We start from the raw sequence: 25,725 nt of genomic DNA on the forward strand, positions 1-25,725 counted from the left end.
CGTCGGACCCTCGTGGTTTCCTTTATGCCGTGACCACGTCGGCTTCCTCGTCCGCAGCGGTGCGCCGCCCGGCGTATCGCCTGGTCCGGCGTCCACCGCGAGCGCTCCCGCCGCTGCTGCGTGATCCGCTCCAGGCTTACGCGGCCGCGCACGTCGACGGTCCCCTGCTCGTGGTGGGCGGCCCCGGCACGGGCAAGACGACCACGCTCGTCGAGTCGGTGGCCGCGCGCATCGCCGACGGTGTCGACCCGGAACGCATCCTGGTCCTCACCTTCGGCCGCCGCGGGGCCACCGCGCTGCGCGACCGCATCGAGGCCCGGATCGCCGCCGACCCCGGTCGCATCGTCCACGAGCCCCTGGTCAGAACCTTCCACGCGTACGCGTTCGGCCTGCTCCGCCGGGCCGCGGCCGAACGCGGCGAGCCGTCGCCCCGGCTGCTCACCGGCCCCGAGCAAGACCTGATCATCCGCGAGCTCCTCGCCGTCTCGGGAGACACCGAGGAGCCCGACCCGATCGGCTGGCCCACGGCGCTGCGCCCGGCCCTGCCCACCCGCGCCTTCGCCCAGCAGCTGCGCGACCTCATGCAGCGCGCCGCCGAGCGGGGCATCGACGCGGTCGAGCTGGCCCGCCTCGGCGAGCGTCTGGGCCGCGACGACTGGCCGGCCGCCGCCCGATTCCTCCGCGAATACGTCGCCGTTCTCGCCCTGCGCGACGTGACGACGCGTGGCTCCGCCGCCTACGACCCGGCCGAACTCGTACGGGCCGCCTCGGGCCTGCTCGTCGACACTCCCGAGCTGCTCGAATCCGAACGCCGCCGGCTGGCCTACGTCTATGTGGACGAGCTGGCCGACACCGACCCGGCCCAGATCGAGCTGTTGTCGCTGGTCGCCGGGGGTGGCAAGCCGCTGGTCGCGTTTGGCGACCCCGACTCCTCGGTGTACGGCTTCCGCGGCGCCGACCCGGCGGCGGTCGCCTCCTTCCCGGCCAAATTCCGCACGGCGTCCGGGGCGCTCGCCGAGACGCTGACGCTGCACACGAACTACCGCGCGCCGAGCAGCCTGCTCTCCGCCACCTCACGGGTGGCCCGTCGCATGCGCGGCCCGATCAAACACCGCCCCATGCACCCACCGGCCCCCCTGATCGGCCCCGAACCCCCACCCGCCCCGCCTGCGTCACTGGCCGAGCCCGCCTCGCGGTCCCTCCCCGCCCAGTCCGCATCGCCCTCCACCCCGGCCGCGCCCACGCCGCCTGTCCTCACGTCGCCCTCCACCCCGGCTGCGCCCACCTCACCTTCCACCCCGGCCGAGGCTGTTGTGCGGACATTTCGGGCGGCGACGGCGGAGGCTGCCTACGTGGCGCACGCCCTGCGCGAGGCCCACCTGCTGCAAGGCGTTCCGTGGTCCAAGATGGCCGTGATTCTGCGCAGCACGTCGTTGCAGCTGCCGTCGTTGCAGCGGGCGCTGGCCGCCGCGGGCGTGCCGACCGTGACCCACGCCGAGGATCTGCCGCTGCATCTGCAACCCGCCGTCGCGCCGTTCCTGCTGCTCCTGCGGTGTGCGCTCGACCCCGAGGCGCTCACCGAGGAGACCGCGGTCGCGCTGCTGCACTCGTCGCTGGGCGGGGCCGACCCGCTGGCCGAGCGGCGGCTGCGGCAAGGGCTGCGCGCCCTCGCGCTGGCCGCGGGCGACCGGCGCCCGTCCGGCGAGTTGCTGGTCGACGCCGTACGGGATCCGGCCGGGCTCGACATGGTCGAGCGGCGCTGGGCCGTGCCCGCGCAGCAGGTGGCCCGGCTGCTGGCCACCGCCCGCGAGGCCGCCGCCGCCCCGGGCTCGACGGCCGAGCAGGTGCTGTGGACGATCTGGCGGGCCAGCGGGCTGGCCGACCGGTGGTATGCGATGAGCACCCGCTCCGGCCCCTCGGCCGACAACACGGACATCGCCCGCGCCCGGCAGTGGCGGGCCGAGGCGGCCGACCGCGATCTCGACTCGATGGTCGTCCTGTTCGACGCGGCCGCCCGCTTCGTCGACCGGCTGCCCGGCGCGCGCACCGAGGTCTTCCTCGATCACGTGCTCGCCCAGGATCTGCCGGCCGACTCGATCGCGCCCAGCGCCGACCGTGGCGAGGCCGTGCGGCTGCTGACCGCGCACGCCGCCAAGGGCCTCGAGTGGGACGTGGTCGTGCTGGCCGGCGTGCAGGAGGGCATCTGGCCCGACCTGCGGCTGCGCGGCAGCCTGCTCGGCTCGGAGCGCCTGGTCGACGTGCTCGCGGGCCGGGTCGCCTCGGGCCAGGCGGCCGTGGTCGGCCAGACGTCGGCGCTGCTCGACGAGGAGCGCCGCCTGTTCTACGTGGCCACCACCCGTGCCCGCCACAAGCTCATCGTCACCGCGGTGGCCTCGGCCGGGGTCGGCGGCTCCGAGGGCGAGGAGCAGCCCAGCCGCTTCCTGACCGAGCTCGGCGTGCCCGACGAGGGCCCCGGCAACCCGCCTCCGCCGCCGCCCGAAGACCCGGGCCCCAATCTCTGGGATACCGACCCCGACCCCACCGAGCCGCCGGACGAGGACCCGGAGGGCCCGGAACCGGCCGGACCGATCGAGACCGACCCGGACAACCCGCAGTCCCCGGATGTGGAGCGGCAGGTCGGGCCGGGCGAGACCGATCCGGACAATCCGCAGGCACCCGACGTCGAGGGTGCCGGCAAGGCCGCCGGGGAGCTGGTCGACCTGTTCGAGGCCATGGCCGACGAGCCGCCCGGCGACGTGCCGGTGGGCCGCCCGCCGCGGGCGTTGACGCTGGCCGCCCTGGTGGCCGAGCTGCGTACGGTGGTCGTCGGCAGTGACCAGACGCCCGCCCGCAGGCGCGCCGCCGCCGCGGAGCTCGCCCGGCTCGCGGCGGCCGGGGTGCCGGGCGCGCACCCGGACGAGTGGTGGGGCCTGCGCCCGCTCTCCGACGACCGTCCGCTCGTCGACGAGGGCGAACCTGTCAAGGTCACCCCCTCCTCGATGGAGAGCGCCCTGCGCTGCAGCCTGCGCTGGCTGCTCGAACGGCACGGCGGCGCCGCGCCCCCGGGCCCGGCCCAGGGCGTGGGCAACCTCGTGCACGCCGCCGCCATGCTGGCCGAGGACGCCAACGCCGACCGCGAGAAGCTGGTCGAATACGTCAGCGCCCGGTTCGAGGCGATCGAGCTGGCCGCCCGCTGGCTGGCCGGCCCCGAGCAGGATCGCGCCCAGGCCATGGTGGACAAGCTGCTGCGCTGGCTGGCCGTCAACCCGCGGCGGCTGCTGGCCATCGAGCACGAGTTCACCGTCCGGATCGAGGACGAGAAGCGGCCGATCCAGCTCACCGGCCGGGTCGACCGGCTCGAGATCGACGAGGACGGCCGCCTGGTCGTGATCGACCTCAAGACCGGCAAGACCACCGCGGTCGCCGCGGCCGACGTGGCCGAGCACGCCCAGCTGGCCGGCTATCAGACCGCCGTCGAGGCCGGGGCGTTCGCCGATTACGGCGCCGAGAGCGGGGGCGCCGCCCTCGTGCAGCTCGGCCCGGGCAAGGACGCCCGCGAGCAGATGCAGCTGCCGCTGGCCGACGCGGCCGACCCCGAGTGGGCGCACGAGATGGTCCGCCGCACGGCCGAGACGATGGCCGCGGCCACCTTCTCGGCCGTGGCCAACAGCCGTTGCCGGGTCTGCCCGGTCCGCACCAGCTGCCCGATCTCCGGCAAGGGCCGCCAGATAGTCGACGAGGGCAAGTGACCCAACCCAGTTTGTTCGCCGAGGAACCGGCGAAGCCGCGGCGGCGTGCCGACTCCGGCCCGCGATACACGCCGGAGGAGCTGGCCCACCTGCTGCGCCTGCCCCGCCCGACCACCGAGCAGTCCGAGATCATCTCGGCCCCGGTGGAGCCGCTGCTGGTGGTGGCGGGGGCCGGGTCGGGCAAGACCGAGACGATGGCCTCCCGGGTCGTCTGGCTGGTCGCGAACAGCTACGCCCATCCCGACGAGATCCTCGGCCTCACGTTCACCCGCAAGGCCGCCGGCGAGCTGGCCCACCGCGTCCGCACCCGGCTCGGCCAGCTCATCCGCCGCCTGGGCCGGGACGACGCGTTCGCGGGCGAGGCCACCATCTCGACCTACCACTCGTACGCGGCCCGGGTCGTCACCGAGCACGGCCTGCGCGCCGGGTTCGAGCCGTCGGCGCGGCTGCTCACCGAGGCGGCCCGCTGGCAGATCGTCGACTCGCTGGTCCGGTCGTACACGGGCGAGATGACCGGCGTGAACCGCGCCCCGAGCACCGTCACCGACGACGTGCTCGCGCTCTCCGGCGAGCTGGCCGAGCATCTGGTCACCCCGGACGAGCTGGCCGCCTGGACCGGCCGGTTCTTCGCCGATGTGCAGGAGCTGCCGGGCAAGGTCTACAAGGACGTGGCCGACACCCTGGCCCGGCAGCGGCAGCGGCTCACCCTGCTGCCCCTGGTCCGGCTGTACGACCAGCGCAAGATCGACCTGGAGGCGATGGACTTCGGCGACCAGATGGCCCGCGCGGCGCTGGTCGCCCGCGATCATCCCGAGGTCGGCGAGATCGAGCGCGGCCGTTTCAAGATCGTGCTGCTGGACGAGTATCAGGACACCAGCCACGCCCAGGTCACCATGCTCAACGCGCTGTTCGGCGGCGGGCACCCGGTGACCGCGGTCGGCGACCCCTGCCAGTCGATCTACGGCTGGCGCGGCGCCTCGGCGGGCACGCTCGACCGCTTCCCCGAGGAGTTCACGCTGCCCGGCGGCGAGCCGGCCCGGGTCGGCGGCCTGACCCGCAGCTGGCGCAACCGTCCCGAGATCCTGCGGGTGGCCAACACGCTGTCGGCCCCGCTGCGCGCGTTCGGCGCCCGGGTGACCGAGCTGCGGGCGGCCGAGCGGGTGTCGGGTGCGGTCGGGGGCCGTACGGTGGCCTGCGCTCTGTTGCCCACGTTCGCCGAGGAGGCGGACTGGATCGGCGACTCGATGCTCACGGCGTGGCGGATCATCGCCGGCCTGCCGCAGGCGCTGCCCGAGGAGATCCCGGTCGAGAAGCGCCCGACCAGCGCCGTGCTGGTGCGGGTGCGCAGCCAGATCCCGGCCATCGAGGAGGCGCTGCGCCGCCGCGGGCTGCCCGTCGAGGTGGTCGGCCTGGGTGGCCTGCTCGACACCCCGGAGGTCCGCGACGTCGTCTGCACGATGCGCGTGCTGGCCGACCCGACCGACGGCGCCTCGCTGCTGCGCCTGCTCACCGGCGCCCGCTGGCGGATCGGCCCGCGCGACCTGGTCGCCTTGCACCGCCGGGCCCGGGGGCTGGCCGCGGCCCGGGCCGCCGTGGTCACCGGGGCCGAGCCCGACGACGTGGTGGCCGACCGGCTCGACGACGCCACCCTGGTCGAGGCGATGGCCGACCTGGGCGCCCCGCAGCAGTATTCGGCGGAGGGCTATGGCCGGCTGCACGCGTACAGCCGGGAACTGAGTGCCCTGCGGCAGCGCCTCGACCAGCCGTTGCCCGACCTGGTGGCCGACATCGAGCGCACTGCCGGCCTGGATGTCGAGGTCGCCGTGCGGGGCTGGGCGGCCGGGGACGCCGGGCTGGCCCGCGGCCACCTCGACGCGCTGGCCGACACCGCCGCCCGCTACTCGGCCGAGACCGACGGCGGCACGCTGGCCGGCTTCCTGGCCTTCCTCACGGCCGCCGAGGAGGAGGAGCGCGGCCTCGAACCGGGGCAGGTCGACGTGGTCGAGGGCGCCGTGCAGATCCTCACCGCGCACGCCGCCAAGGGCCTGGAGTGGGACGTCGTGTCGGTGGCCGGGCTGAGCAAGGGCGTCTGGCCGGGCCTGGTCCGCAACTCGGATCAATACCTGATGGGCATCGGTGTGCTGCCGTTCCCGCTGCGCGGCGACTCCGACGGCCTTCCGCGGCTCGATCTCTCCGCCGCCGTCGACCAGAAGGGCGTGGTCAACGCCGTCTCCGCGTTCGGCGCGGCCTGGCGGGAGCACGACGAGCGGGAGGAGCGCCGGCTCGCCTACGTGGCCGTCACCCGGCCCCGCCGCCTGCTGCTGGCCTCGGGCTACTGGTGGGGCGACGGGGTGAAGCGCCCGCGCGGCCCGTCGGTCTTCCTCGACGAGATCCGCGCCGCCTGTGCGGAGGGCGCCGGCGTGGTCGACGTCTGGACGCCCGAGCCGGCGCCCGGCGCGACCAACCCGGCGGCCGAGGCGGTCGTCTCGGCGCAGTGGCCCTCCGACCCGCTGGGCCTGCGCCGCCCGGCCATGGCGGCCGCGGCCGACCTGATCCGCCGCATCATGGCCGGCGGAGATCCGGAGGCCGCCGAGGAGTTCGCCGAGCTGGCCGAGGCCGAGCCCGAGGTGGCCGAGCGGGCCGGGCTGGCCGCCCAGCTCGTCGGCCTCCCCAACGATCCGGACGTCTCCCGCTGGCGCCGCGAGGCCGACCTGCTGCTGGCCGAGCGGGACGAGCGGTCCCGCCGGGACGGCCCGATCGAGGTGGCCCTGCCCCCGCACCTCTCGGTGTCGCAGCTCGTGGTGCTGCGCCGCGACCCGCAGGCGCTGGCCCGGTCGCTGCGTCGCCCGCTGCCGCACCGGCCGATGCCGCACGCCCGGCGGGGCACGGCGTTCCACGCCTGGCTCGAGCAGCGGTTCGGCGCGGTCCGGCTGATCGACATCGACGAGCTGCCGGGCGCCGCCGACGACGACGCGGCCGACGACGCCGAGCTGCTCGCGCTGCAGCAGGCGTTCCTGGCCGGCGAGTGGGCCGAGCGCACGCCGATCGAGGTCGAGGTGCCGTTCGCGACCACGATCGCCGGCGTGGTGGTGCGGGGGCGGATGGACGCGGTCTTCGCCGACACGGCCAACCGGTTCGACGTGATCGACTGGAAGACCGGCCGGCGACCCGAGGGCGCGGACGCCGACGCCGCCGCGGTGCAGCTGGCGGCGTACCGGATCGCCTGGGCCGCCCTGGCCGGGGTGCCGCTCAACCGGGTGCGGGCGGGCTTCCACTACGTACGGGATCAGGTGACCGTCCGCCCGGTCGACCTGCTCGACGCGGCCCAGCTCGCCGCCCTGGTCGAGCGGCTGCCCGAACGGGTGATTTAGGCCGCCCCCGCCGCCGCCAGCAGGTGCAGAAGCGCTCCCGCGTACGCCCCCTCGACCGTCTCCGCCGCGAAGGTGCGCTCCTCGCCGAGCAGGTCGATGAGCACCTCGTAGCCGGCCGGCCCCCGACGCAGCGCCCGGAACGTGCCGCCGAGCAGTTCGCGCAGTTGATCCTCCCGGGGCAGCCAGACCGTCTCGTCCATCTCGACGTCGTCGAGGGCCCACTCCGTGGTGCCGTTGAAGCCGATCACCTGGCCCTCCGGCAACGTGTGCACCTCGATAGTCATGTTGCTCAGCACGAACACCTCGTCGTCGAGGTCGTGGTCCGGGATGGCGAAGCGGTCGCCGAGCGCCGGCTTCCAGGTCAACCCGGCCTCCCTGAGCTGCTGTGCCAGTTGTACGCCGATCACCGGCAGACCTCCTTGAACGTGTTAGGCTCTCCGCGTTGTCAGTTTGGTTCCCAAGTACTCAGGAGCGCCTGTGGGGAAGTCTGCCCCAGGCGCTCTTTGTCGTAACCCGGGTCTTCCGGTACGGGCGATCAGTACGGCAGCACGAGACTCGCGAAGTGCGGGTCTTATTACCTCGTTCCCGTCCATAATGGGCGAGAACGATCGACCGTCGAGGAGACGATCATGGTTACCGGCGTTGTGAAGTGGTTCAACGCGGACAAGGGCTTCGGGTTCATCACCCCGGACGACGGCGGCGCCGACGTCTTCGCCCACTTCTCCGCGATCCAGACCTCCGGCTACCGCAGCCTGGACGAGAACCAGCGTGTCGAGTTCGAGGTGACCCAGGGCCAGAAGGGCCCGCAGGCCGCGAACATCCGCCCGCTCTGATGTAGCGAGAAAGGCGCCGTACCCCTCGGGGTGCGGCGCCTTTTTCATGCGCTGAGAAAACGTCAGACGGCGGCGGCCTGCGGCAGCGGGGCCGTGCCGCCCAGGTGGGCGGGCAGCCACCAGCGGTCGTCGGGGCCCGACGGCTTCTCGGGATAGGCCCGCTGGGCCGCGTCGAGCAGGCCGCTCAGGCGCTCCTTGAGGGCCGCGGTGAGCGCGTCGGGCGACGTGCCCTTGGGCATCTCGAGCGCCTGGCCGATCTTGATGAGCACCGGCACGTGCCGCTTGGTCAGCTCTTTCTTGTGATTCTTGGTCCACAGCCGATGCGGGCCCCAGACGGCCATCGGGATCAGCGGCACCTTGGCCGAGCGGGCCAGCCGCACCGCGCCCGACTTGAGCTCCTTGACCGTGAACGACTCGCTGATCGTGGCCTCGGGGAAGACGCCGACGATCTCGCCCTCGCGCAGCGCCTCGTTGGCCGCCCGGAACGAGGCGGCGCCGGCGTCACGGTCGACCGGGATGTGCCGCATGCCGCGCATCAGCGGTCCACTGATCTTGTGGTCGAAGACGGACTTCTTCGCCATGAAACGGACGAGCCGCTTGGCCGGCTGGGCCCCCAGGCCGCAGAAGATGAAGTCGAGATAGCTCACGTGGTTGCTCGCGAGCACCGCCCCGCCCTCGCGCGGAATGTTCTCCGCGCCCTCGATCTCGATCTTGAGGTCGAGCACCCGGAACATCGTCTTGGCGAAGGCGACGACCGGCGGATACACGAGTTCCATGGCAAGACGGTAGCGGAAGTCCCTGAACTTATCCTGGGTCAGGTGCAACGTCCGGCGCCGATCGTGCGTCTTAAGCATTATCGGCTGTTTTCCTCGGACGTGACCTTGGAGGTACCGGCATGCGCGGACCATCCGCCCGCCGGGAGTTCGGCTTCGTGCTCGCGCTGGCCGTCGCCGGTCTCGCGCTGGTTCTCGTGGTCGCGTTCGCCCCGTGGTATCCGCCGGCCACCGGTTACCCCGACGTCAGCCCGACCTTCTGGCAGCAAGTGACCGCCGTCTTCGGCGCTACGGAAGGCAACACCACCCCCTAGCCGTGACAAGATCCTCAGGATCGTGGTGTTCACTGGAATCCATGTCCGAGACTTCCGCCTGGAGCCGGCCGGGTGATCGGTTCGGCTCCGGCCTGGTCACGACCGCTCCGGGGGCCCCGCCGCGGCAGCCACCGCCCCCGCCGGAGGCCGATCCCGAGCAGCCCGACGACCCGGAGAACCGGCGCCGGCGGCAGATGCGGATCTTCGGGGTGGTCGCGGGCGCGATCCTGGCCGTCGGGTTGACCGTGGTGCTGATCGTGGCCTTCTCGGGCGGCGGCGACCCGTTCCGCTCCAAGGCCGAGGCCCCGACCGACGTCCGTCCGCCGCTCGCCCAGGCCTGCCCGGCGCCGACCGGCTCGCCGAGCGCCGCGCCGACCCAGACGCCGAGCGCGCTGCCGCCCGAGACCGGCGCGCGCACCACCGACACCGAGGCCGGCATCTCGTACAAGGCCTATGGCGCCCCCTGGGAACCGTGGACCGACACCTGGCGCGCGGGGACCCTCGAAGTGCCGTACAAGGTGGGTCAGCATTTCGTCACCGAGCAGTACAGCGGTGGCAGCTACCACGCCTCGATCCTGTCGGGGGCGATTCCCGCGGCCGACAACGACGCCGTGACGCTCAACCTCGAATGCGTCGGCCGGCAGGTCGCGGCGGACGTCCGCGCCGAGTATTACCCGCAGCCCAACACCATGGACCCGATCCGCGACGAGCTCACGACGGTGGGCGGCCGGCCGGCCTATGTCAGCGAGTTCCGGCTGCACTTCTCGTCGCCCGGCCTGACCGCCACCGAGGAGCTCTCCGCGGTGGCGGTCATCGACGTCGGCAAGACGACCGCGGCGATCCTGTACGTCTCGATCCCCGGCACCCACAAGCAGTACGACTACGTGATCGACGACGTCCTCAAGTCGGTGCGCCCGGTCTAGTTGCTCAACAAACCCCAGCGGCGGCGCAGGGCGTTGTCGGCCGCGTTGAACAGCACGTCGATCAGGATGCCGATGATCAGCACGACGATGATGTAGCAGATCACCAGGCTCGAGTCGCTCAGATCCCGGGCCTGCTGCATCCGTACGCCGATGGACAGCGCCCCCGGCACGATGACCAGCAGCTCGCCGGCCATCAGGCTGCGCCACGAGAACGCCCAGCCCTGCTTGAGGCCCGAGATGAATGAGGGCAGCGACGCCGGCAGGATCAGGTGCCGGTATTTCGCGACGCCCCGCATGCCGAGCACCTGCCCGACCCGCAGCCACGTCCGCGGCACGTAGTCGATGCCGCTGATCAGGCCGTTGGCGACCGACGGGGCCGCACCCAGGATCACCACGAACAGGATCGCGCTCTCGCTGAGCTGGAAGAGCAGGATGGCCAGCGGGAACCACATGATCGAGGGCATGGTCTGCAGCCCGGTGATCAGCGAGCCGATGGCCGCCCGCAGCGGGGCGAACTGCGACACCAGGGCGCCGATGATCGTGCCGATGACCACGGCCAGCAGGAAGCCGGTGAACGCGCGGGTCATCGTCACCCGTACGCCGTCCCAGAAGTCCGCCGTGGTGATCACGCTGCCCAGGTCGGTGAAGACCGTCTCGGGCGAGGGCAGCACGTAGATCGGCTTCCACTCGGCCCAGACCACGATCTGCCAGACCAGCAGCACGATCGCGATCGCGGCCAGCTTGGGCCAAGTGTTCTTCCAGATCCGCTTGCCGCGCTGCCCCTTGTCCCGCTGGGGCTGCAGTTCGAGCGCGTCGAGACCGGCGACCTCGGCCGCCTCGGGGCTGACGCCGACCTTCTCGACGACCGGGGCCGTGCTGTCGCCGCTGGTGCCCTCGAGCCCGGCCCGTGCGGACGGAAATTTACTGGGCATGGCGGGCGACCTCCGCACGGAGACGATCGGTGATCTCACCGGCCTGGGCGGACACCTCGGGGGAGTCGATGCGCCGGGGCCGCTCGTGGGTGATCGCGTAGTCCTCGATCACCCGGCCCGGCCGGCTGCTGAGCAGGATCACCCGGTCACCCAGCCGGACGGCCTCGCGCACGTTGTGCGTGACGAACAGGACGGTCAGCGACTGCTCGCGCCAGATCCGCTCCAGCTCGTCGTGCAGGATGTCGCGGGTCATCGCGTCGAGCGCGCCGAACGGCTCGTCCATCAGTAGGATGTCGGCGTTCTGGGCCAGCGCGCGGGCCAGGGCGACACGCTGGCGCATGCCGCCGGAGAGCTCGTGCGGCCGCTTGTCGCTGAAGCCGCTCAGCCGCACGATGCCGAGCAGTTCCTCGGCCCGTTTGCGGCGCTCGGGCCGGGACACGCCCTGCAGCCGCAGCGGCAGCTCGACGTTGCCCCGGACCGAGAGCCACGGGAAGAGCGCGGCCTCCTGGAACATCAGCGACACCTTGCGACCGCCGATGTCGAGCGTGCCGCCGGAGATCTGATCGAGCCCGGCCACCAGCGAGAGCAGGGTGCTCTTGCCGCAGCCGGACGCGCCGAGCAGGCAGACGAACTCGCCCCTCTGCACGGCCAGCGAGACCCGGTCGAGGGCCAGCAGGTCGCCGTAGCTCTTGGAGACGCTCTCCAGGCGTACGAGCGGACCCGTTCTGACGTCCTGTCGTTCCAGGAGGCTCATCGTTCAGACCTCTCAGGCCGCCGCGTCGCTGACCTCGGGCTTGCCCGCGGCCTTGAGCAGCTCGTTGAGCGGCCCGAGGTCGTAGATGCCCTTGAGGTCGACGGGCTTGAGCAGACCGACGTCCTCGGCGTGCTTCGCGCTGGTGAACAGCGACGAGGCGACCGGGTCGGCGGTGAAGGTCAGGTTCTTGAACGAGGCGGCCAGCACCTCGTCCTTGAGCGGCTTGCCACTGAGCGCCTCGAGCTGGGCGTTGGCGGCCTTCTGGGCGTCGGCGTCGTTCTTCTCGATGTAGTCGAGCGACTCGAGGTGCCCCTGCAGCAGCTTCTTGACCGTGCCGGGGTATTTCTTGAGGAACTCCTGCGTGACGATCAGGTGGGTCGTCACGAACAGGCCGCTCGGCCAGAGGTCCTTCTCGTCCACGAGCACCTTGCCCTTGGACTCCAGGATCAGCCGGCTGTAGTTGGGCTCGGGCACCCACGCGCCGTCGATCGCGCCCTGGGCGAAGGCCTGCAGCGCGGTCGCGTTGTCCTGCGGCAGCACCGAGACGTCGCCGCCGCCCTGCTGGTCGGCGTTGAGGCCGTTCTCCTTGAGCCAGGCGCGCAGCGCGACGTCCTGCGTGTTGCCCAGCTGCGGGGTGGCGATCTTCTTGCCCTTGAGGTCGGCTGGGGTGTTGATGCCCTCCTTGACCACCAAGCCGGCGCCGCCCGAGGTGCTGCCCGCGATGATCTTCAGGCCGGTGCCCTTGGACTGCGCCCAGCCGTTGATGGCCGGGTTGGGGCCGATGTACGTGGCGTCGATCGCGCCCGAGAACAGCGCCTCGATCGCGGCCGGGCCGGCGTTGAACGTCTTGGTCTCGAGCTTGGTGCTGCCCAGCGCGGTCTCGAAGAACTTCTTGTTCACGCCGACCAGCGCGGGAGAGTGGGTGATGTTGGGGAAGTAGCCGAGCCGGAGGGAAGCGGCCTCGGCGCTGCCGCCGTCGCCCGACGAGGAACCCTCGTCGTCGCCACCGCAGGCGGCCAGCAACGATGCGGACAGCAGGGCGGTGGCGGCAACAGCAAGCGCACGGAAGGTGCGGGAGCTCATGCCCCCGCCTCCGCTTCGCTACGGCAGAGGCCTGAGCCGGGCACTGTGCCTAATGATTCGCTCGCAAGCTCACTCATGCGGACTCCTTGATGGTGGAGAGTTCAGCCAGGGTTTTGTGGTCGACGACGCCCTCGATGGCCTCCTCGACCGCGACCCACACGTCGTGCAGCCCGAAGGCGGCCCCGTGATAGGTCGCATGGGTGGTGGGCAGCCCGCGGACGGTGGCGAGCGCGCCCCCGACGGCTCGCACGACGTCGCCGACGGTGATCTCCTCGGCGGGGCGGGCGAGCGCGTATCCGCCGTCGACGCCGCGGTGGCTGTGCAGCAGCCCGGCGCGGCGCAGGTCGAGCAGGATGCCCTGCAAGAAGCTGAGCGGGATGTCCTGGGCGGCGGCCAGGGTCGCCGCCTTGACCAGGCGGGGATGTTCCACCGTGACCGAGAGCATCGCCCTCACGGCGTAGTCCGTGCGTGCCGAGACGTACACGTTGCCCCCAGTCCCCGCCAAAACCCGCGTTCGCCTATCTAGTTGATGGGAATGATGGTCTAGGTGGAGATTGGAGTCAAGGCCGGTCCGCCATCGGGGAATCTCACCCGGTGTCCATGTGGTGACCTGCAGTGGCGACGATGACCTCGGAAGGCGCTAATGTCATTTTGTGGCGCGCAGAATCAAGATCCCCGCGACGAAGTACCCGGTGGAGCGATTCACCCTGGCCAACGGATTGCGGGTGGTGCTCACGCCTGACCGCAGCGCCCCGGTCGTCGGGGTCGCGGTCGTCTACGACGTGGGCATCCGGTCCGAGCCCGAGGGGCGCACCGGCTTCGCTCACCTCTTCGAGCACCTGATGTTCCAGGGCTCGGAAAACCTGGAGAAGCTGGCCCACTTCCGCCACGTGCAGGGCGCCGGCGGCACCTTCAACGGCTCGACCCACCTCGACTACACCGACTACTTCGAGGTGCTGCCCTCCGGCGCCCTCGAGCGGGCGCTGTTCCTCGAGGCCGACCGCATGCGCGGCCCCCGGCTGACCGAGGAGAATCTGCTCAACCAGATCGACGTGGTCAAGGAGGAGATCCGGGTCAACGTGCTGAACCGGCCGTACGGCGGGTTCCCCTGGCTGCGCCTGCCCCCGGTGATGTTCTCGACGTTCCCCAACGCCCACGACGGGTACGGCTCGTTCGGCGACCTCGACAGCGCCACCGTCGCCGACGCGCAGGCCTTCTTCGACCGCTATTACGCCTGCGGCAACGCGACCCTGGCCGTGGCGGGCGACTTCGACGTGGTCAAGGCGACCGAGATGATCCACCGCCACTTCGGCGACGTCCCGGCCCGCCCGGCGCCGTCGCTGCCCAGCTTCGACGAGCCCGACCTGACCAGCGAGCAGCGCGACGTCTACACCGACCGGCTCGCCCCGCTGCCCGGCGTGGCCAGCGCGTGGCGGGTGCCCGACCCGATCGGCGACTTCGACAACTACCTGCCGTACGTGGTGCTGGCCGAGGTGCTCACCGACGGCGACGCGTCCCGGCTGGTCGAGCGGCTGGTGCAGCGCGACCGCACGGTGACCAGCATCGGCGGCTACATCGGCTTCATGGGCGACGAGTTCCAGGTCCGCAACCCCACCGCGCTGCTGCTGCAGGCGCACATGCCGCCCGGCGGCGACGGCGAGAAGGTGCTGCGCACGGTCGACGAGGAGCTGGAGCGCCTGGCCGCCGACGGGCTGCAGCCCGGCGAGCTCGAGCGGGTGCAGGCTCGCATCGCGACCCACCTGCTGCGCGACACCGACTCCGTGCTCGGCCGGGCGCTGCCGATGGCCGTGCTCGAGCTCCAGCGCGGCCGTCCCGAGCTGCTCAACGAGCTGCCCAAGCTGGTCGGCGAGGTCACCGGGGCGCAGATCGTCGCCGCGGCCGCCACCCTGCGCCCCGAGCGGCGCGCCACCGTCGAGGTCCTCCCCGGAGCCGGAGCTGTCGCATGAGCATCAAGACCCTGCCCGACCTGATTCCGGACGCGAAGCTCAAGCTGCCCAAGGAGGCCGAGCGCACCCTGGCCGGCGGCCTCACCGTGATCGCCATCCGGCGCGCCGCCGTGCCGCTGGTCGAGCTGCGGCTGCGGGTGCCGTTCGGCAAGGCCCACCTGCCCCGGGCCACCCTGCTCTCGCAGGCGCTGTTCACCGGCACGGGCGCGATGTCCAGCGTCGACATCGCGGCCGAGCTGCAGACGGTCGGCGGTGGCCTCTCGGCCGGGCTCGACCCCGACCGGCTGATCGTGTCGGGCAACTCGCTGGCCTCCGGCCTCGACCGCATGCTCGAGATCCTGGCCGCGGTGCTGACCGACCCGGCCTATCCGAACGAGGAGGTGGCGACCGAGCGCGACCGCCTCGTCGACCACATCCAGGTCGCGCTGTCCCAGCCGGCCCACCTCGCCCGTACGGCGTTGCTCAAGCGGATGTTCGGCAAGCACCCGTACGCGGTGCAGACGCCCGAGCCCGACCAGGTGCGCGCGGTGCGCCCGGCCGCGCTGCGCACCCTGCACGCCGAGCGGGTCCGCCCCGAGGGCGCGGTGCTGGTGCTGGTGGGTGACATCAACCCGGAGAAGGCGATCGACGCCGCCGAGAAGGCGCTCGGCAGCTGGACCGGCCCGGCCAAGACGGCCGAGGCGCCGCCCACGCCGCCGCTCGTGCCCGGCCCGCTGCTGCTGGTCGACCGGCCCGGCGCGGTGCAGTCGTCGCTGCGGATGGCGCTGCCCGCGGTCGACCGCACCGACCCCGGCTACGCCGCCCTCCAGCTGGCCAACCTGGTCTTCGGCGGCTACTTCTCGTCCCGCTGGGTCGAGAACATGCGCGAGGACAAGGGCTACACGTACGGCCCGCACACCTCGATCGAGCACTATCTGGCCGGCTCGGCCCTGATGGTCTCGGCCGAGGTCGCCACCGAGGTCACCGGCCCGTCGCTGCTCGAGACCCACTACGAGCTGGGCCGCATCGCCAGCCTCCCGCCCGCCGAGGACGAGCTCGAGCAGGCCCGCCGCTACGCCCTGGGCACGCTGCGGCTGGGCATGTCGACCCAGGCCGGCCTGGCCGGTCTGGCCAGCATGTACGCCAGCTTCGGGCTGCGCCTCGACCACCTCCGGCAATACTCGGCCGCGCTGGCCACCGCGACCCGCGAGCAGGTGGCCGACGCGGCCGCCCGCTTCCTCGCGCCGACCAACGCGGTCACCGTGGTGCTGGGCGACGCCGAGAAGGTGCAGGGGCCGCTGTCCGCGCTCACCGCGGTGGAACGAAGCGCCGAGTGAGTGCGCCCGAGGAGCCCGACGTCCGCGAGCAGCCCGGCGCTCAGGTCGACGCCCCGCCGCTGGCCCGCAGCACCCTCGACCGGGCCGCCGAGCACCGCACCGACGAGGAGTGGCTGGCCGCGGCGTGGGACCGCGGCCTGGTCCTCGTCATCGACCTGACCAAGGGCGGCCGGGCCCTGCTGGCCGACGAGGGGCTGGTGCTGCTGCCCGCGGCCGAGGCGCCCGCGGCCGAGCGCTGGTTCCTCGGCGTCGACCCGGACGGCACGCCGCTGTGGACGGTCGACGCGCCGCTGCCCGAGGTGGCCGGCGCCCGGGCGGTCACGCTGCGGGACGTCGGTCACCTGCTCGACGATCGGGACGCGGGCGTGTTCACGGCGGCCGTGGCCCTGGGCAACTGGCACGCGAGCCACAAGTTCTCCCCCCGTACGGGCCTGCCCACCACGGCCGTCGAGGCCGGCTGGGCCCGCGAGGACACCGAGGGCAACACGATGTGGCCGCGCACCGACCCGGCCATGATCGTGCTCGTGCACGACGCCGTGGCCGGTCCCGAGGGCCGCTGCCTGCTCGGCCACAACGCCGCCTGGGGCCGCGCGGCCGACGGCGGGGTGCGCTTCTCGTGCCTGGCCGGTTACGTCGAGCCCGGCGAGTCGGCCGAGGCCAGCGTGGCCCGTGAGGTCGACGAGGAGGTCGGGCTCACGCTCACCTCGCTGACGTATGCGGGCAGCCAGTCCTGGCCCTTCCCGGGCTCGCTGATGCTGGGCTTCCACGCCACGGCCGACCCCGCGCAGCCGATCACGCTCGACCCGGCCGAGATCGACGAGGCGCACTGGTTCACCCGCGAGGCGGTGGCCAAGATGATCGCCGGGGAATATCACGATCCGGCCAGCGGTGTCCCGATGAGCCTGCCGATGCCCTCTTCCATCGCGTTCTATCTCATTGAGCGCTGGTTGGGCGGTTTGGCCGGGTAACGGAATCAACTTGATCTAATCAGAGAAGTTTTCGCCTGAGCGAGTAACCAGAACGGGGCCCAGCCGCGTCTCGGTATACAAAGACCGAGAGGTGGAAGATCGATGACGCAGGTGCAAGCACCCGCTTGGGCCCCGATGACCGCGGACGAGCGGGCCCAGTTCGACCGGGACGGGTTCCTCGTCGTGCCCGGGGTTCTGTCCGAGAGCGAGATCGAGGTCGCGCGCACCGCCGTCCTCGGCGCCTTCGAGCGGGCCGGGCAGCCCGGTGGTCATGGGCTCGGCTCGACCGGCGCGCTGCACCAGCTCTCCGCGGTGACGTCGCTGCCCGAGCTGGCCTTCCTGCTCGACCACCCGGTGGCATTCCGCTACATCTGGTCGCTGCTGGGCTGGAACGTGCACGTCTACCACTCGCACATCGACGTGCACCCGCAGATCCACGAGAAGCAGAAGGACTGGTGGCACTGGCACCAGGACGGCGGCCGGCAGAACCGTGAGATCGAGACCGACCCGCGCCCGACGCTCTCGGTCAAGCTGGCCTACTGGCTGTCCGACGTGAGCGAGACCGGCCGCGGCAACTTCACCGTGCTGCCCGGCAGCCACAAGACCAACTGGCTGCCCGGCCCGCCCAACCGCGGCACCCCGTGGCCGCAGCCCGAGGGCGCGCTGCAGATCACCGCGAACCCCGGTGACCTGGTCGTCTTCGACCGCCGCCTGTGGCACGCGCGCTCCGACAACTACTCGGAGGTCACCCGCGTCGGCGCCTTCTTCGGCTACACCTACCGGTGGATCGCCGGTCGCGACGAGGTCGCCGACCTGCCGAACACCCCGGAGTGGGCCGGCTTCAACGACGTGCAGAAGCAGCTGCTGGGCCACTGCCCGCAGGGCGACGGCACGGGCGACCACGCCTGGGGTCACTACCCCGAGACCACGCCGCTCTACGGCGCGCTCAAGGAGCGGGGCCTGCTCGACTCGAGCATCCCGGCTCTGATCCCGTAACACGCGTTTCCCGGATAACCTAATGATGTGGGGCAAACCGGGACATTAGACAAGACGGTGACCGCGGCGGGCCGGCTTCTCCTCGAGGCACTGGGGGAGAAGAGCCCGGCGCGGTCGTTGTCACGTCTGAGCGACTCGCCGCGCGCCGTCCGGCTGCTGCGCGAGCTCTTCACGGTCGCGGTGCGGCGCGGCTTCGTCGGGCGCGATCCGCGCGACGTCACGGCGTACGTGCGCGACCTGCTCGAATATCAGGAGTTGGCGACCGGCGGGGTGCTGGCCCGCGAGACCGAGGCCGTGATCCGCTCGGTGCTCGGCGAGCCCGAACTGGCGTACGGGATCTCGGATCTGCGGCGCTTCGAGCTGATCTGCTACATCGTCGGTGACCTGGCCCGGCCGCCCGGGGTGCCCACGGCCGAGCTGGCCGCGCTCGTCAGCCAGGCCGAGTGGCGGCTGACCCGCCTCGACCGGCTCGCGCCATGAGCCCGATCTTCTCGCCGGTCCACGGCATCCACACCGCCGCCGGGCGCTACCTGCAGCGTGTCGCCTACGAGGACGCGCCGCCGCGCAGCGTCGAACCGACTTCCGCCGCGCGCCACGTGTGGGAGATCGCTTTCGGACTCGCCGCCCGTCGCCGTTTCGACGCCGACAGCCCGCTGGCCGAGATCCGGCGCACCGTGACGACGACCCTGCGGCGGCACGCGGCCGCGGCCCTGCCCGCGCTGGCCGCCGAGATGCTGATCCGCGACGCGCTGGGCGAGACCGTGCCCGTCGACGAGATCGGCGACGCCGTCCGCAGCCGGGCCCACCTGATGCTCTTCGCCGGCCTCGTGGACGAGCTCGCCATGACCGACGGCGAGCTCGAAGACCTGGTCATCCAGGCCGAGGAGCTCGCCGTCGACGCGATCGCGGAGACCGTACGGGATTAGCTGGCAGCGAGGGCCGCGAGGTGTTCCTTCACCTGAACGATGGACGGGTTGGTCAGCGCCGACCCGTCGTCGAACTTCAGGGTGGGGACGGTCTGGTTGCCGCCGTTGACGCTCATCACGAAGTCGGCCGCGTCGGGCTGCTGCTCGATGTCCACCACCTCGTAGGCGATGCCCTCACGGTCGAGCTGCGACTTGAGGCGGTGGCAATAGCCACACCAGGACGTCGAGTACATGGTCAACATCGGTCGGATTTCCCTTCGGATGGGTCACATGGCACAGCGCCTTACGGCACAACGTCAGGCCCGGGTGCCATGATTCCCTACCGTGCGGACTGATGCGGTGCTGGCCGGGCTCGACCCCGAGCAGCGGACGGCGGTGACCGCCCCCGCCGGCCCGGTCTGCATCCTGGCCGGCGCCGGCACCGGCAAGACCCGGGCGATCACCCACCGGATCGCCTATCGGACGCTGACCGGCGAGGTCAGCCCCCGGCACATCCTCGCGGTCACCTTCACCGCGCGGGCCGCCGCCGAGATGCGCTCCCGGCTCACCGAGCTGGGCGCCGCGGGCGTGCAGGCGCGCACGTTCCACGCGGCGGCGCTGCGCCAGGTGCGCTATTTCGCGCCCCGGCTGCTGGAGGGCCGGGCCATGCCCGAGCTGCTCGAGAGCAAGGCGCGCATGGTCGGCCTGGCCGCGGCACGAGCCGGGGTGCGCGCCGACCGTACGGGGGCCCGGGATCTGGCCAGTGAGATCGAGTGGGCCAAGTCGTCGCTGGTCGAGCCGACCGAATACGCCGTCGCGGCCAAGAAGGCCCTGCGCGAGCCGCCGTTCGAGCCGGCCAAGGTCGCCGAGGTCTTCGCGGCGTACGAGTCGCTCAAGCGCCGCCAAGGGGTGATCGACTTCGAGGACATGCTGCGGGCCGCGGTGTGGGGCATCGAGGAGCACCCGGACGTGGCCGAGCAGATCCGCTCGCAGTATCGCCACTTCGTCGTCGACGAGTATCAGGACGTCAACCCGCTGCAGCAGCGCCTGCTCGACGCCTGGCTGGGCGGGCGGGACGACCTGACCGTGGTCGGCGACGCCAGCCAGACGATCTACTCGTTCACCGGCGCCACCTCGGCCTACCTGATCGACTTCCCGCGGCAGCGGCGCGAGGCCGTGGTGATCCGCCTGGTCCGCGACTACCGCTCCACCCCGCAGGTGGTCGGCCTGGCCAACGCGGTCATCCGGCAGGCCCGCGGCAACGAGGCCCGGCTGCGGCTCGAGCTGGTCGGCCAGCGACCGCCCGGGGCCGAGCCCGAGCTCAAGATCTTTCCGGATGAGGCGGGGGAGGCCGTTGCGGTGGCCCGCCGCTGCCGCGACCTGATCGCGTCGGGCACCCCGGCGAGCGAGATCGCGATCCTGTTCCGGACGAACGCGCAGTCCGAGACGTACGAGAAGGCACTGGCCGAGGCGGAGGTGCCCTACGTCGTACGGGGGGCCGAGCGGTTCTTCGAGCGACCCGAGATCCGGCAAGCCATGATCGCGATGCGGGCCGCCGTCCGCTCCATCCCCGGCGAGACCCCGCTGGTGCAGGCGGTGGTGGAGGCGCTGGCGGCGACCGGCTGGCAGCGCGAGCAGCCCCCGCCCGGCGGTTCGGCCCGCGAGCAGTGGGAGGCGCTGGCCGCGCTCGTCGCCCTGGCCGAGGACTACGCCCGTACGCCCACGCTGGAGCCGATCGGGCAGGCCGGGGCCGTGCAGCGGGACGTGACGCTGACCGCCTTCAACGACGAGCTGAGCCGGCGGGCCGAGCAGCAGCACGCCCCGACCATGGCCGGTGTGACGCTCGCCTCACTGCATTCGGCCAAGGGCCTCGAGTGGGATGCCGTCTTCCTGACCGGGCTGGCCGACGGCACGCTGCCGACCACGTACGCCAAGACGCCCGAGCAGCTCGAGGAGGAGCGCCGCCTGCTCTACGTGGGGGTCACCCGGGCCCGGCAGTGGCTCTGGCTCTCGTACGGGCAATCGCGCTCGACCGGCGGCCGCGCCCGGCGCCCGTGCCGGTTCCTGCCGCAGCTCGAACGAAACTCGTCGACCGAGCGCGCCGGGGACCGGAGTCGGAAACCCGACCGAAGGCGCCCTCAGGTGTCCTCGTGCCGGGTCTGCGGCACCACCCTGCTGGCCGGCGCCGACCGCAAGCTGGGCCGCTGCCCGACCTGCCCGTCCGACCTCGACGAGGAGCTGTTCGAGCGCCTCCAGCAGTGGCGCGCGGCCACCGCGAAGGAGCTCAAAGTCCCTGCGTACGTCGTTTTCACCGACGCCACGCTGGTGGCGATGGCCGAGCGCAGGCCCGGCAACCCCGCCGAGCTGCTCGCGATCGCCGGGATCGGGCCCCGCAAGCTGGGGCAATACGGCGAATCGGTCTTCGCGTTGGTGGCCGGAGCGAGCGCCGAGGAAGTTGCTCGAAAAAACTTTGGATAATTCGTTTGCCCTCTCCTGTAGGGCAGGCATAGCCTCAGATCACACCTCGCCGAGCAGCAATGTTCGGCGGGCGAGAACGAAGCGATACCACGACGAGAGCAAGGCGATGGAGGAGGTGGCAACGATGGAGATCTACACGATGAGCATGACGCAACCGTCGATGCCGCTGACCCGTGCCTGCGCTCCGTCCGCCTCGCTGATCGCCTCGGCCCCCGTGTGGGCTCCGGCGGCAGTCGAGCGGGCTCCGTTCGTGGCCACCGCTCCGATCTCCGGACCGGTGCTGGCCGCTGAGCGGGCCCCGGCTTCGCAGGTGCACCAGGTTTCCGCCCGGGCCGAGCTGGGTGGCGCACTGGAGCTTCAGCGGGTCGAAGGCAGCACTGGGTTCAAGGGCAGCAATGTCTCCATCAGCAAGCGCTACACGGATGGTGGCAGCGGTGTCCCGCCTCGAGGAAGGCCGGTCTGATCAACAGACCCCTGGCTCACCTCGAGGCCGCGGAACCCGTAACCGGGATCCGCGGCCTTAATTTTTTGCCGGCTCACCCGCCGGTGCACGACCTGAACGGCGATCCAGAAGATCGATGAGAAGAGAGAGGTGACCGGGCTTTATGAGTCTGGCGCTGGCCCCACTCGACGTGAGCGTCGAGATCGAGGCAAACCTGCCCTGTCGGAAGTTCGACCCGGACCTGTGGTTCTCGGACTCCCCGGCCCAGCTGGAACTGGCCAAGTCGCTCTGCGGGGACTGCCCGCTGCGCGTCGAGTGCCTGGCCGGCGCGGTCGAGCGGAACGAGCCCTGGGGTGTCTGGGGTGGCGAGATCTTCGAGCGCGGTGCCGTGGTTCCGCGCAAGCGGCCGCGTGGCCGTCCTCGCAAGGTCGACGTGGCGCGTGACGCCGAGTTGGCCCACGAGGTCGAGGAGCGGCTCGCCGCGAACGGACTCGACTCCCGCAACGCCGTCCGACTGGCGGCCTGACATGACCATCCTCACCCACCACCGGAAGCAGACCCCCGCGATGTCCACGACCTCCACGACTTCCCCGGCCTCCCCGACTTTTTCGACTTCCGCGAACGGAGCACTGAAGATGAGACTTCTCCAAGAGGCGTTATCACGGGCCCGAATGCGGCGGCCTCAGAGTGACTACACACCTGAGGCACACCGTCCCGCTCGCCAGGTCGCCCTGGAAGCGCGTCACGCCGCCACCCGCCAGCTCGGCGGACGGCGATTCTGATACCCGCGATAACCGCGACTGACTGAAGAGCACGAGAAGAAAGCCGAGAGGCCCGGCCGCTGAGATGCGGACGGGCCTCTCGTCGTATTCAGCTGACGGCTTGGGCGCTCACCGTGTTGCGTGTTCGTCCGGTCGTCCGGTCGTCCGGTCGTCGATCGACCGGGCCTGTGGGCAGATTCCGGTTGCTTGTGGACGAGCCGCAGCCCCGCTGCACCCGCCTGTGGACAACCCGCCCCGCACGACTTGACACCCCGTAAGGTCCACAGCAACGCCCCTGGGTGGTCGGGGGTGGTGGTGGGCTTATAGGCGCGCGCGAAACAAGATCAGGGGCGTAAGCAGGGGAATCAGGCGCGGGCGGAGAGGAAGACCTCGATCGCGCGGCTGAGGTAGGCCGGGTCGTCGACGTGGCACATCTCACGGGCCGAGTGCATCGAGAGCAGCGGCACGCCGACGTCCAGGGTGGGGATGCCGATCCGGGCCGCGGTGATCGGGCCGATTGTCGAGCCGCACGGCACGGAGTTGTTCGACACGAACTCCTGGTAGGGCACGCCGGCCGCCGCGCACGTGCGGCTCCACAACGCCGCGCCTACGCCGTCGGTCATGTAGCGCTGATTTGCGTTGATCTTCAAGAGCGGGCCGGCCCCGGCGACCGGGCGGTTGACCGGGTCGTGGCGGTCGGGGCGGTTCGGGTGCACGGCGTGGCCGGCGTCCGACGACAGACACCACGAGCCGGCGATCGCGCGGGCCAGGTCGGACCGGTCGCCGCCGAGCCCGGCGGTCACCCGCTCCAGCACGTCGGCCAGGAACGGCCCGGCCGCGCCGGAGCGGCTCTCCGACCCGATCTCCTCGTGGTCGAAGGCGGCCAGCACGGCGATCGCGCCGGCCGGCTCGGCCGCCAGCAGCGCGGCGACCCCGGCGTGCACCGACGAGAGGTTGTCGAGGCGGGCCGAGGCGAACAGCTTCTCGCCGGCGCCGAAGCGGGCCGGGGCAGCCGAGTCGACGGTGACGATGTCGTAGCCGGCCACGTCGGCGTCGGAGATGCCGGCCAGCTGGGCCAGGTGACCCATGACATCGGCCTGGGCGTCACCCGCGCCCCAGACGGGCTGCAGCTCGCGCTGCTTGTCGGGGGCGAACGAGTCGTTCACGGCCCGGTCGAGGTGGATCGCGAGGTGGGGGATGCGCGCGAACGGGCCGGTGCGGACCAGATGCGCGGTGCCGTCGCGGTGCACGACCCGGCCCGCGAACTCGAGCTCGCGGTCGAACCAGGACGGCACGACCGGGCCGCCGTACACCTCGACACCGGCCTGCCACCAGCCGAAACTGACCGTCGACGGCTTTGGCTTGAGCTTGAAGCCGGGCGAGTCGGTGTGCGCGCCGAGGATGCGGAACGGGGTGCCACGGCCGGCCGCCGAGGGCAGGGCCAGCGCGATGACCGAGCCGTCCCGCACGATCAGCAGGCGGGCCCCCGGGCGTACGGCATCGGTCCAATCGGCCGTCTCATCGAGCGTTTCGTAGCCCGCCTCGGTCAGCCGGCGGGCCACCTCGGCGGCCGCGTGATAGGAGCTCGGTGCCGCGGAGACGAAGGCGGCCAGGTCATCGATGTGCGCAGCGGCGTCCATCGGCCCATCAGATCATGGCCGGCACTTCAGCTCATGGGCGGCGCGAAGCCCGGCAGCCACTCTTCCAAGATCCCGCGGTACGGCGCCTCGGCCTCGAGCTGGCACAGCACGCCGATCGAGCCCAGCGTCACCCGGTGGATCATCAGGTAGGACGGCGGCAGGTTGAGCTTGCGGCTGAGCTGATAGGCCGGGGAGCGCGGGCTGCTCAGCCGGGTCGCCTCGCCGCGCAGCCAGGCCCGGGTGAAGCGGAACTTCTCGACCGCGACCGGCTCGATCATGGGGCGCAGGAAGTCGAGCACGGCCTGCGCGTCGATCTCGTCGTCGGGCTTGATGAAGCCCTCCTCGCGCAGCCCGTCGGCCACGCCCGCGGCGTCACCGTCGAGCGCGAGCCGCACCAGCCGGCCGATCGGCTCGGGCAGCCCCTCGGGCAGCCGGGCCACCGCGCCGAAGTCGATCACGCCGAGGCGGCCGTCGGGCAGCATCCGGAAGTTGCCCGGGTGCGGGTCGGCGTGCAGCAGGCCGGCCCGGGCGGGCGCGGAGAAGTGCAGCGTGGCCATCAGGCGGCCGGCCTGGTCGCGCTCCTCCAGGGTGCCGTCGCTGATCACCTTGGCCAGCGGCGTGCCCTCGACCCACTCGGTGACGAGCACGCGCGGGGCCGACGCGATCACCTTCGGCACGAAAATCTCAGGATCATTCCCGTACGCCGTGGCGAAGGCTCGCTGGGTCTCCGCCTCCATCGCGTAGTCGAGCTCCTCGGTGATGCGCTCCTTGAGCTCGGCCAGCAGCGGCTTGATGTCCATGCCGGGCTGAATGACCTTGAACATGTGGGCCAGCCGGGACAGCTGCTTGAGGTCGGCCAGCAGGGCCTCGCCGGCGCCCGGATATTGCACCTTGACCGCGACGTCGATGGTCTTGGGCTTGGCGTTCTTGCGGGCCGGCGGCAGTTTCCAGACGGCCCGGTGCACCTGGCCGATGCTGGCCGCGGCCGCCGGCACGTCGTCGAACTCGGCGAACTTGTCGCGCCAGTCCGCGCCGAGCTGCTCGGCCAGCGCCTTGTGCAGGCTGGCGGCCGGCATCGGGGGCGCGGCCTCCTGCAGCTTGGTCAGCGCCTGCCGATACGGGCCGGCCATCTCCTCGGGCATGGCCGCCTCGAAGACGCTCAGCGCCTGCCCGAACTTCATGGCGCCGCCCTTGAGCTGGCCCAGGACGCTGAACAGCTGCTCGGCGGTGCGCCGCTGGATGTCCTCCGAGATGACGTCGGAAGCGATCCCGACGGCGCGCTTGCCGAGGCCCAGCGCGGTGCGCCCGGCGAATCCCAGCGGTAGCGCCGCCAGCTTGGCGGTGCGGGCCGCCGCACGCCGCGGTATGTCGCTCACCAGATCATTGTGACCGACGCCGGAGCAGCAAACTGCCCGCCTGAGCCGGGTTGCCCCTACTACGCCCGAAAAGTCCCCTGTCCTTCGACACCAAATCTCCCCACAAGCCTCGTCCGTTGCCTTCACCAAGAGTCACCGCCGTCG

23 protein-coding genes are annotated in these 25,725 nt (G+C 71.8%); 14 read left to right on the forward strand and 9 right to left on the reverse strand.

Annotated features, from left to right (window positions below; translation table 11 throughout):
- The first annotated feature begins 29 nt into the window (after positions 1 to 29).
- Both JKJ07_RS11570 and JKJ07_RS11575 read left to right on the forward strand, forming a co-directional pair.
- Entirely contained in the window at positions 30 to 3,749 is a 3,720-nt protein-coding gene (locus JKJ07_RS11570) for an ATP-dependent helicase (protein ID WP_438871387.1), read from the forward strand.
- Positions 3,746 to 7,120, forward strand: a complete 3,375-nt coding sequence (locus tag JKJ07_RS11575) for an ATP-dependent helicase (protein ID WP_202991454.1) — start codon at positions 3,746 to 3,748, stop codon at positions 7,118 to 7,120. The genes JKJ07_RS11570 and JKJ07_RS11575 overlap by 4 nt, the downstream gene beginning before the upstream one ends.
- Here JKJ07_RS11575 and JKJ07_RS11580 read toward each other — a convergent pair.
- The gene (locus JKJ07_RS11580; RefSeq protein ID WP_202991455.1) at positions 7,117 to 7,527 is read right to left on the reverse strand and encodes a pilus assembly protein CpaE; all 411 of its coding nucleotides are present in this window, start codon (positions 7,525 to 7,527) and stop codon (positions 7,117 to 7,119) included. The genes JKJ07_RS11575 and JKJ07_RS11580 overlap by 4 nt on opposite strands.
- Positions 7,528 to 7,749: 222 nt before the next feature.
- On the opposite strand from JKJ07_RS11580, the gene cspE reads away from it, so the two are divergent.
- Positions 7,750 to 7,953, forward strand: a complete 204-nt coding sequence (gene cspE / locus JKJ07_RS11585) for a transcription antiterminator/RNA stability regulator CspE (protein WP_015625344.1) — start codon at positions 7,750 to 7,752, stop codon at positions 7,951 to 7,953.
- A gap of 62 nt (positions 7,954 to 8,015) precedes the next feature.
- Here cspE and JKJ07_RS11590 read toward each other — a convergent pair whose 3' ends face one another.
- Positions 8,016 to 8,729 (reverse strand): lysophospholipid acyltransferase family protein, encoded by a 714-nt coding sequence (locus JKJ07_RS11590; protein WP_202991456.1) that lies wholly within the window; start codon positions 8,727 to 8,729, stop codon positions 8,016 to 8,018.
- A 119-nt stretch (positions 8,730 to 8,848) separates the two neighbouring features.
- Between JKJ07_RS11590 and JKJ07_RS11595 the strand changes: the two genes are divergently transcribed.
- Together JKJ07_RS11595 and JKJ07_RS11600 are read left to right on the forward strand one after the other, a co-directional pair.
- On the forward strand, positions 8,849 to 9,040 hold the full coding sequence (locus tag JKJ07_RS11595) for a hypothetical protein (RefSeq protein WP_202991457.1): 192 nt from the start codon (positions 8,849 to 8,851) through the stop codon (positions 9,038 to 9,040).
- A 41-nt stretch (positions 9,041 to 9,081) separates the two neighbouring features.
- Positions 9,082 to 9,963 (forward strand): hypothetical protein, encoded by an 882-nt coding sequence (locus JKJ07_RS11600; protein ID WP_202991458.1) that lies wholly within the window; start codon positions 9,082 to 9,084, stop codon positions 9,961 to 9,963.
- On the opposite strand, the gene JKJ07_RS11605 is transcribed toward JKJ07_RS11600, so the two are convergent.
- The 4 genes from JKJ07_RS11605 to JKJ07_RS11620 all read right to left on the reverse strand — a co-directional run bounded on the left by JKJ07_RS11605 (position 9,960) and on the right by JKJ07_RS11620 (position 13,216).
- Positions 9,960 to 10,895 carry an ABC transporter permease gene (locus JKJ07_RS11605; RefSeq protein WP_202991459.1) on the reverse strand — a complete coding sequence of 312 codons (936 nt, stop codon included), beginning with the start codon at positions 10,893 to 10,895 and terminating at the stop codon, positions 9,960 to 9,962. The two genes, JKJ07_RS11600 and JKJ07_RS11605, sit on opposite strands and share 4 nt — an antisense overlap.
- On the reverse strand, positions 10,885 to 11,649 hold the full coding sequence (locus tag JKJ07_RS11610) for an ABC transporter ATP-binding protein (protein WP_202991460.1): 765 nt from the start codon (positions 11,647 to 11,649) through the stop codon (positions 10,885 to 10,887). Before JKJ07_RS11610 ends, JKJ07_RS11605 begins: the two co-directional genes overlap by 11 nt.
- Positions 11,650 to 11,661: 12 nt before the next feature.
- Entirely contained in the window at positions 11,662 to 12,732 is a 1,071-nt protein-coding gene (locus JKJ07_RS11615) for an ABC transporter substrate-binding protein (RefSeq protein WP_202991461.1), read from the reverse strand.
- A gap of 73 nt (positions 12,733 to 12,805) precedes the next feature.
- A complete protein-coding gene (locus JKJ07_RS11620) occupies positions 12,806 to 13,216 on the reverse strand; it encodes an RrF2 family transcriptional regulator (RefSeq protein ID WP_184955084.1) in 411 nt (136 codons plus the stop codon).
- Between the two features lie 169 nt (positions 13,217 to 13,385).
- Here JKJ07_RS11620 and JKJ07_RS11625 point away from each other — a divergent pair, with 169 nt between their 5' ends.
- The 6 genes from JKJ07_RS11625 to JKJ07_RS11650 all read left to right on the forward strand — a co-directional run bounded on the left by JKJ07_RS11625 (position 13,386) and on the right by JKJ07_RS11650 (position 18,905).
- Complete coding sequence (locus JKJ07_RS11625; protein ID WP_202991462.1) at positions 13,386 to 14,699, forward strand: M16 family metallopeptidase; 1,314 nt, start codon at positions 13,386 to 13,388, stop codon at positions 14,697 to 14,699.
- A complete protein-coding gene (locus JKJ07_RS11630; protein ID WP_202991463.1) occupies positions 14,696 to 16,015 on the forward strand; it encodes a M16 family metallopeptidase in 1,320 nt (439 codons plus the stop codon). Before JKJ07_RS11625 ends, JKJ07_RS11630 begins: the two co-directional genes overlap by 4 nt.
- Positions 16,012 to 16,983, forward strand: a complete 972-nt coding sequence (gene nudC / locus JKJ07_RS11635; RefSeq protein WP_202991464.1) for an NAD(+) diphosphatase — start codon at positions 16,012 to 16,014, stop codon at positions 16,981 to 16,983. Before JKJ07_RS11630 ends, nudC begins: the two co-directional genes overlap by 4 nt.
- Positions 16,984 to 17,085: 102 nt before the next feature.
- A complete protein-coding gene (locus tag JKJ07_RS11640) occupies positions 17,086 to 17,979 on the forward strand; it encodes a phytanoyl-CoA dioxygenase family protein (RefSeq protein WP_202991465.1) in 894 nt (297 codons plus the stop codon).
- A 27-nt stretch (positions 17,980 to 18,006) separates the two neighbouring features.
- Positions 18,007 to 18,459 carry a hypothetical protein gene (locus JKJ07_RS11645; protein ID WP_202991466.1) on the forward strand — a complete coding sequence of 151 codons (453 nt, stop codon included), beginning with the start codon at positions 18,007 to 18,009 and terminating at the stop codon, positions 18,457 to 18,459.
- Positions 18,456 to 18,905 (forward strand): hypothetical protein, encoded by a 450-nt coding sequence (locus tag JKJ07_RS11650; protein WP_202991467.1) that lies wholly within the window; start codon positions 18,456 to 18,458, stop codon positions 18,903 to 18,905. The genes JKJ07_RS11645 and JKJ07_RS11650 overlap by 4 nt, the downstream gene beginning before the upstream one ends.
- On the opposite strand, the gene JKJ07_RS11655 is transcribed toward JKJ07_RS11650, so the two are convergent.
- Positions 18,902 to 19,147, reverse strand: a complete 246-nt coding sequence (locus JKJ07_RS11655) for a mycoredoxin (protein ID WP_202991468.1) — start codon at positions 19,145 to 19,147, stop codon at positions 18,902 to 18,904. The genes JKJ07_RS11650 and JKJ07_RS11655 overlap by 4 nt on opposite strands.
- Positions 19,148 to 19,229: 82 nt before the next feature.
- Between JKJ07_RS11655 and JKJ07_RS11660 the strand changes: the two genes are divergently transcribed.
- The 3 genes from JKJ07_RS11660 (at position 19,230) to JKJ07_RS11670 (ending at position 22,330) form a co-directional block, all read left to right on the forward strand.
- On the forward strand, positions 19,230 to 21,362 hold the full coding sequence (locus JKJ07_RS11660) for an ATP-dependent DNA helicase UvrD2 (RefSeq protein WP_202991469.1): 2,133 nt from the start codon (positions 19,230 to 19,232) through the stop codon (positions 21,360 to 21,362).
- A 124-nt stretch (positions 21,363 to 21,486) separates the two neighbouring features.
- Positions 21,487 to 21,825, forward strand: a complete 339-nt coding sequence (locus tag JKJ07_RS11665; RefSeq protein ID WP_202991470.1) for a hypothetical protein — start codon at positions 21,487 to 21,489, stop codon at positions 21,823 to 21,825.
- A 142-nt stretch (positions 21,826 to 21,967) separates the two neighbouring features.
- Entirely contained in the window at positions 21,968 to 22,330 is a 363-nt protein-coding gene (locus JKJ07_RS11670; RefSeq protein WP_184955094.1) for a WhiB family transcriptional regulator, read from the forward strand.
- 600 nt (positions 22,331 to 22,930) lie between these two features.
- Here JKJ07_RS11670 and JKJ07_RS11675 read toward each other — a convergent pair.
- Both JKJ07_RS11675 and JKJ07_RS11680 read right to left on the reverse strand, forming a co-directional pair.
- On the reverse strand, positions 22,931 to 24,205 hold the full coding sequence (locus tag JKJ07_RS11675; RefSeq protein ID WP_202991471.1) for a M18 family aminopeptidase: 1,275 nt from the start codon (positions 24,203 to 24,205) through the stop codon (positions 22,931 to 22,933).
- A gap of 26 nt (positions 24,206 to 24,231) precedes the next feature.
- Positions 24,232 to 25,581 (reverse strand): ABC1 kinase family protein, encoded by a 1,350-nt coding sequence (locus JKJ07_RS11680; protein ID WP_202991472.1) that lies wholly within the window; start codon positions 25,579 to 25,581, stop codon positions 24,232 to 24,234.
- Positions 25,582 to 25,725 lie beyond the last annotated feature (144 nt).

The organism is Paractinoplanes lichenicola (assembly GCF_016785085.1).
In the GTDB taxonomy this organism is placed as follows: domain Bacteria; phylum Actinomycetota; class Actinomycetes; order Mycobacteriales; family Micromonosporaceae; genus Actinoplanes; species Actinoplanes lichenicola.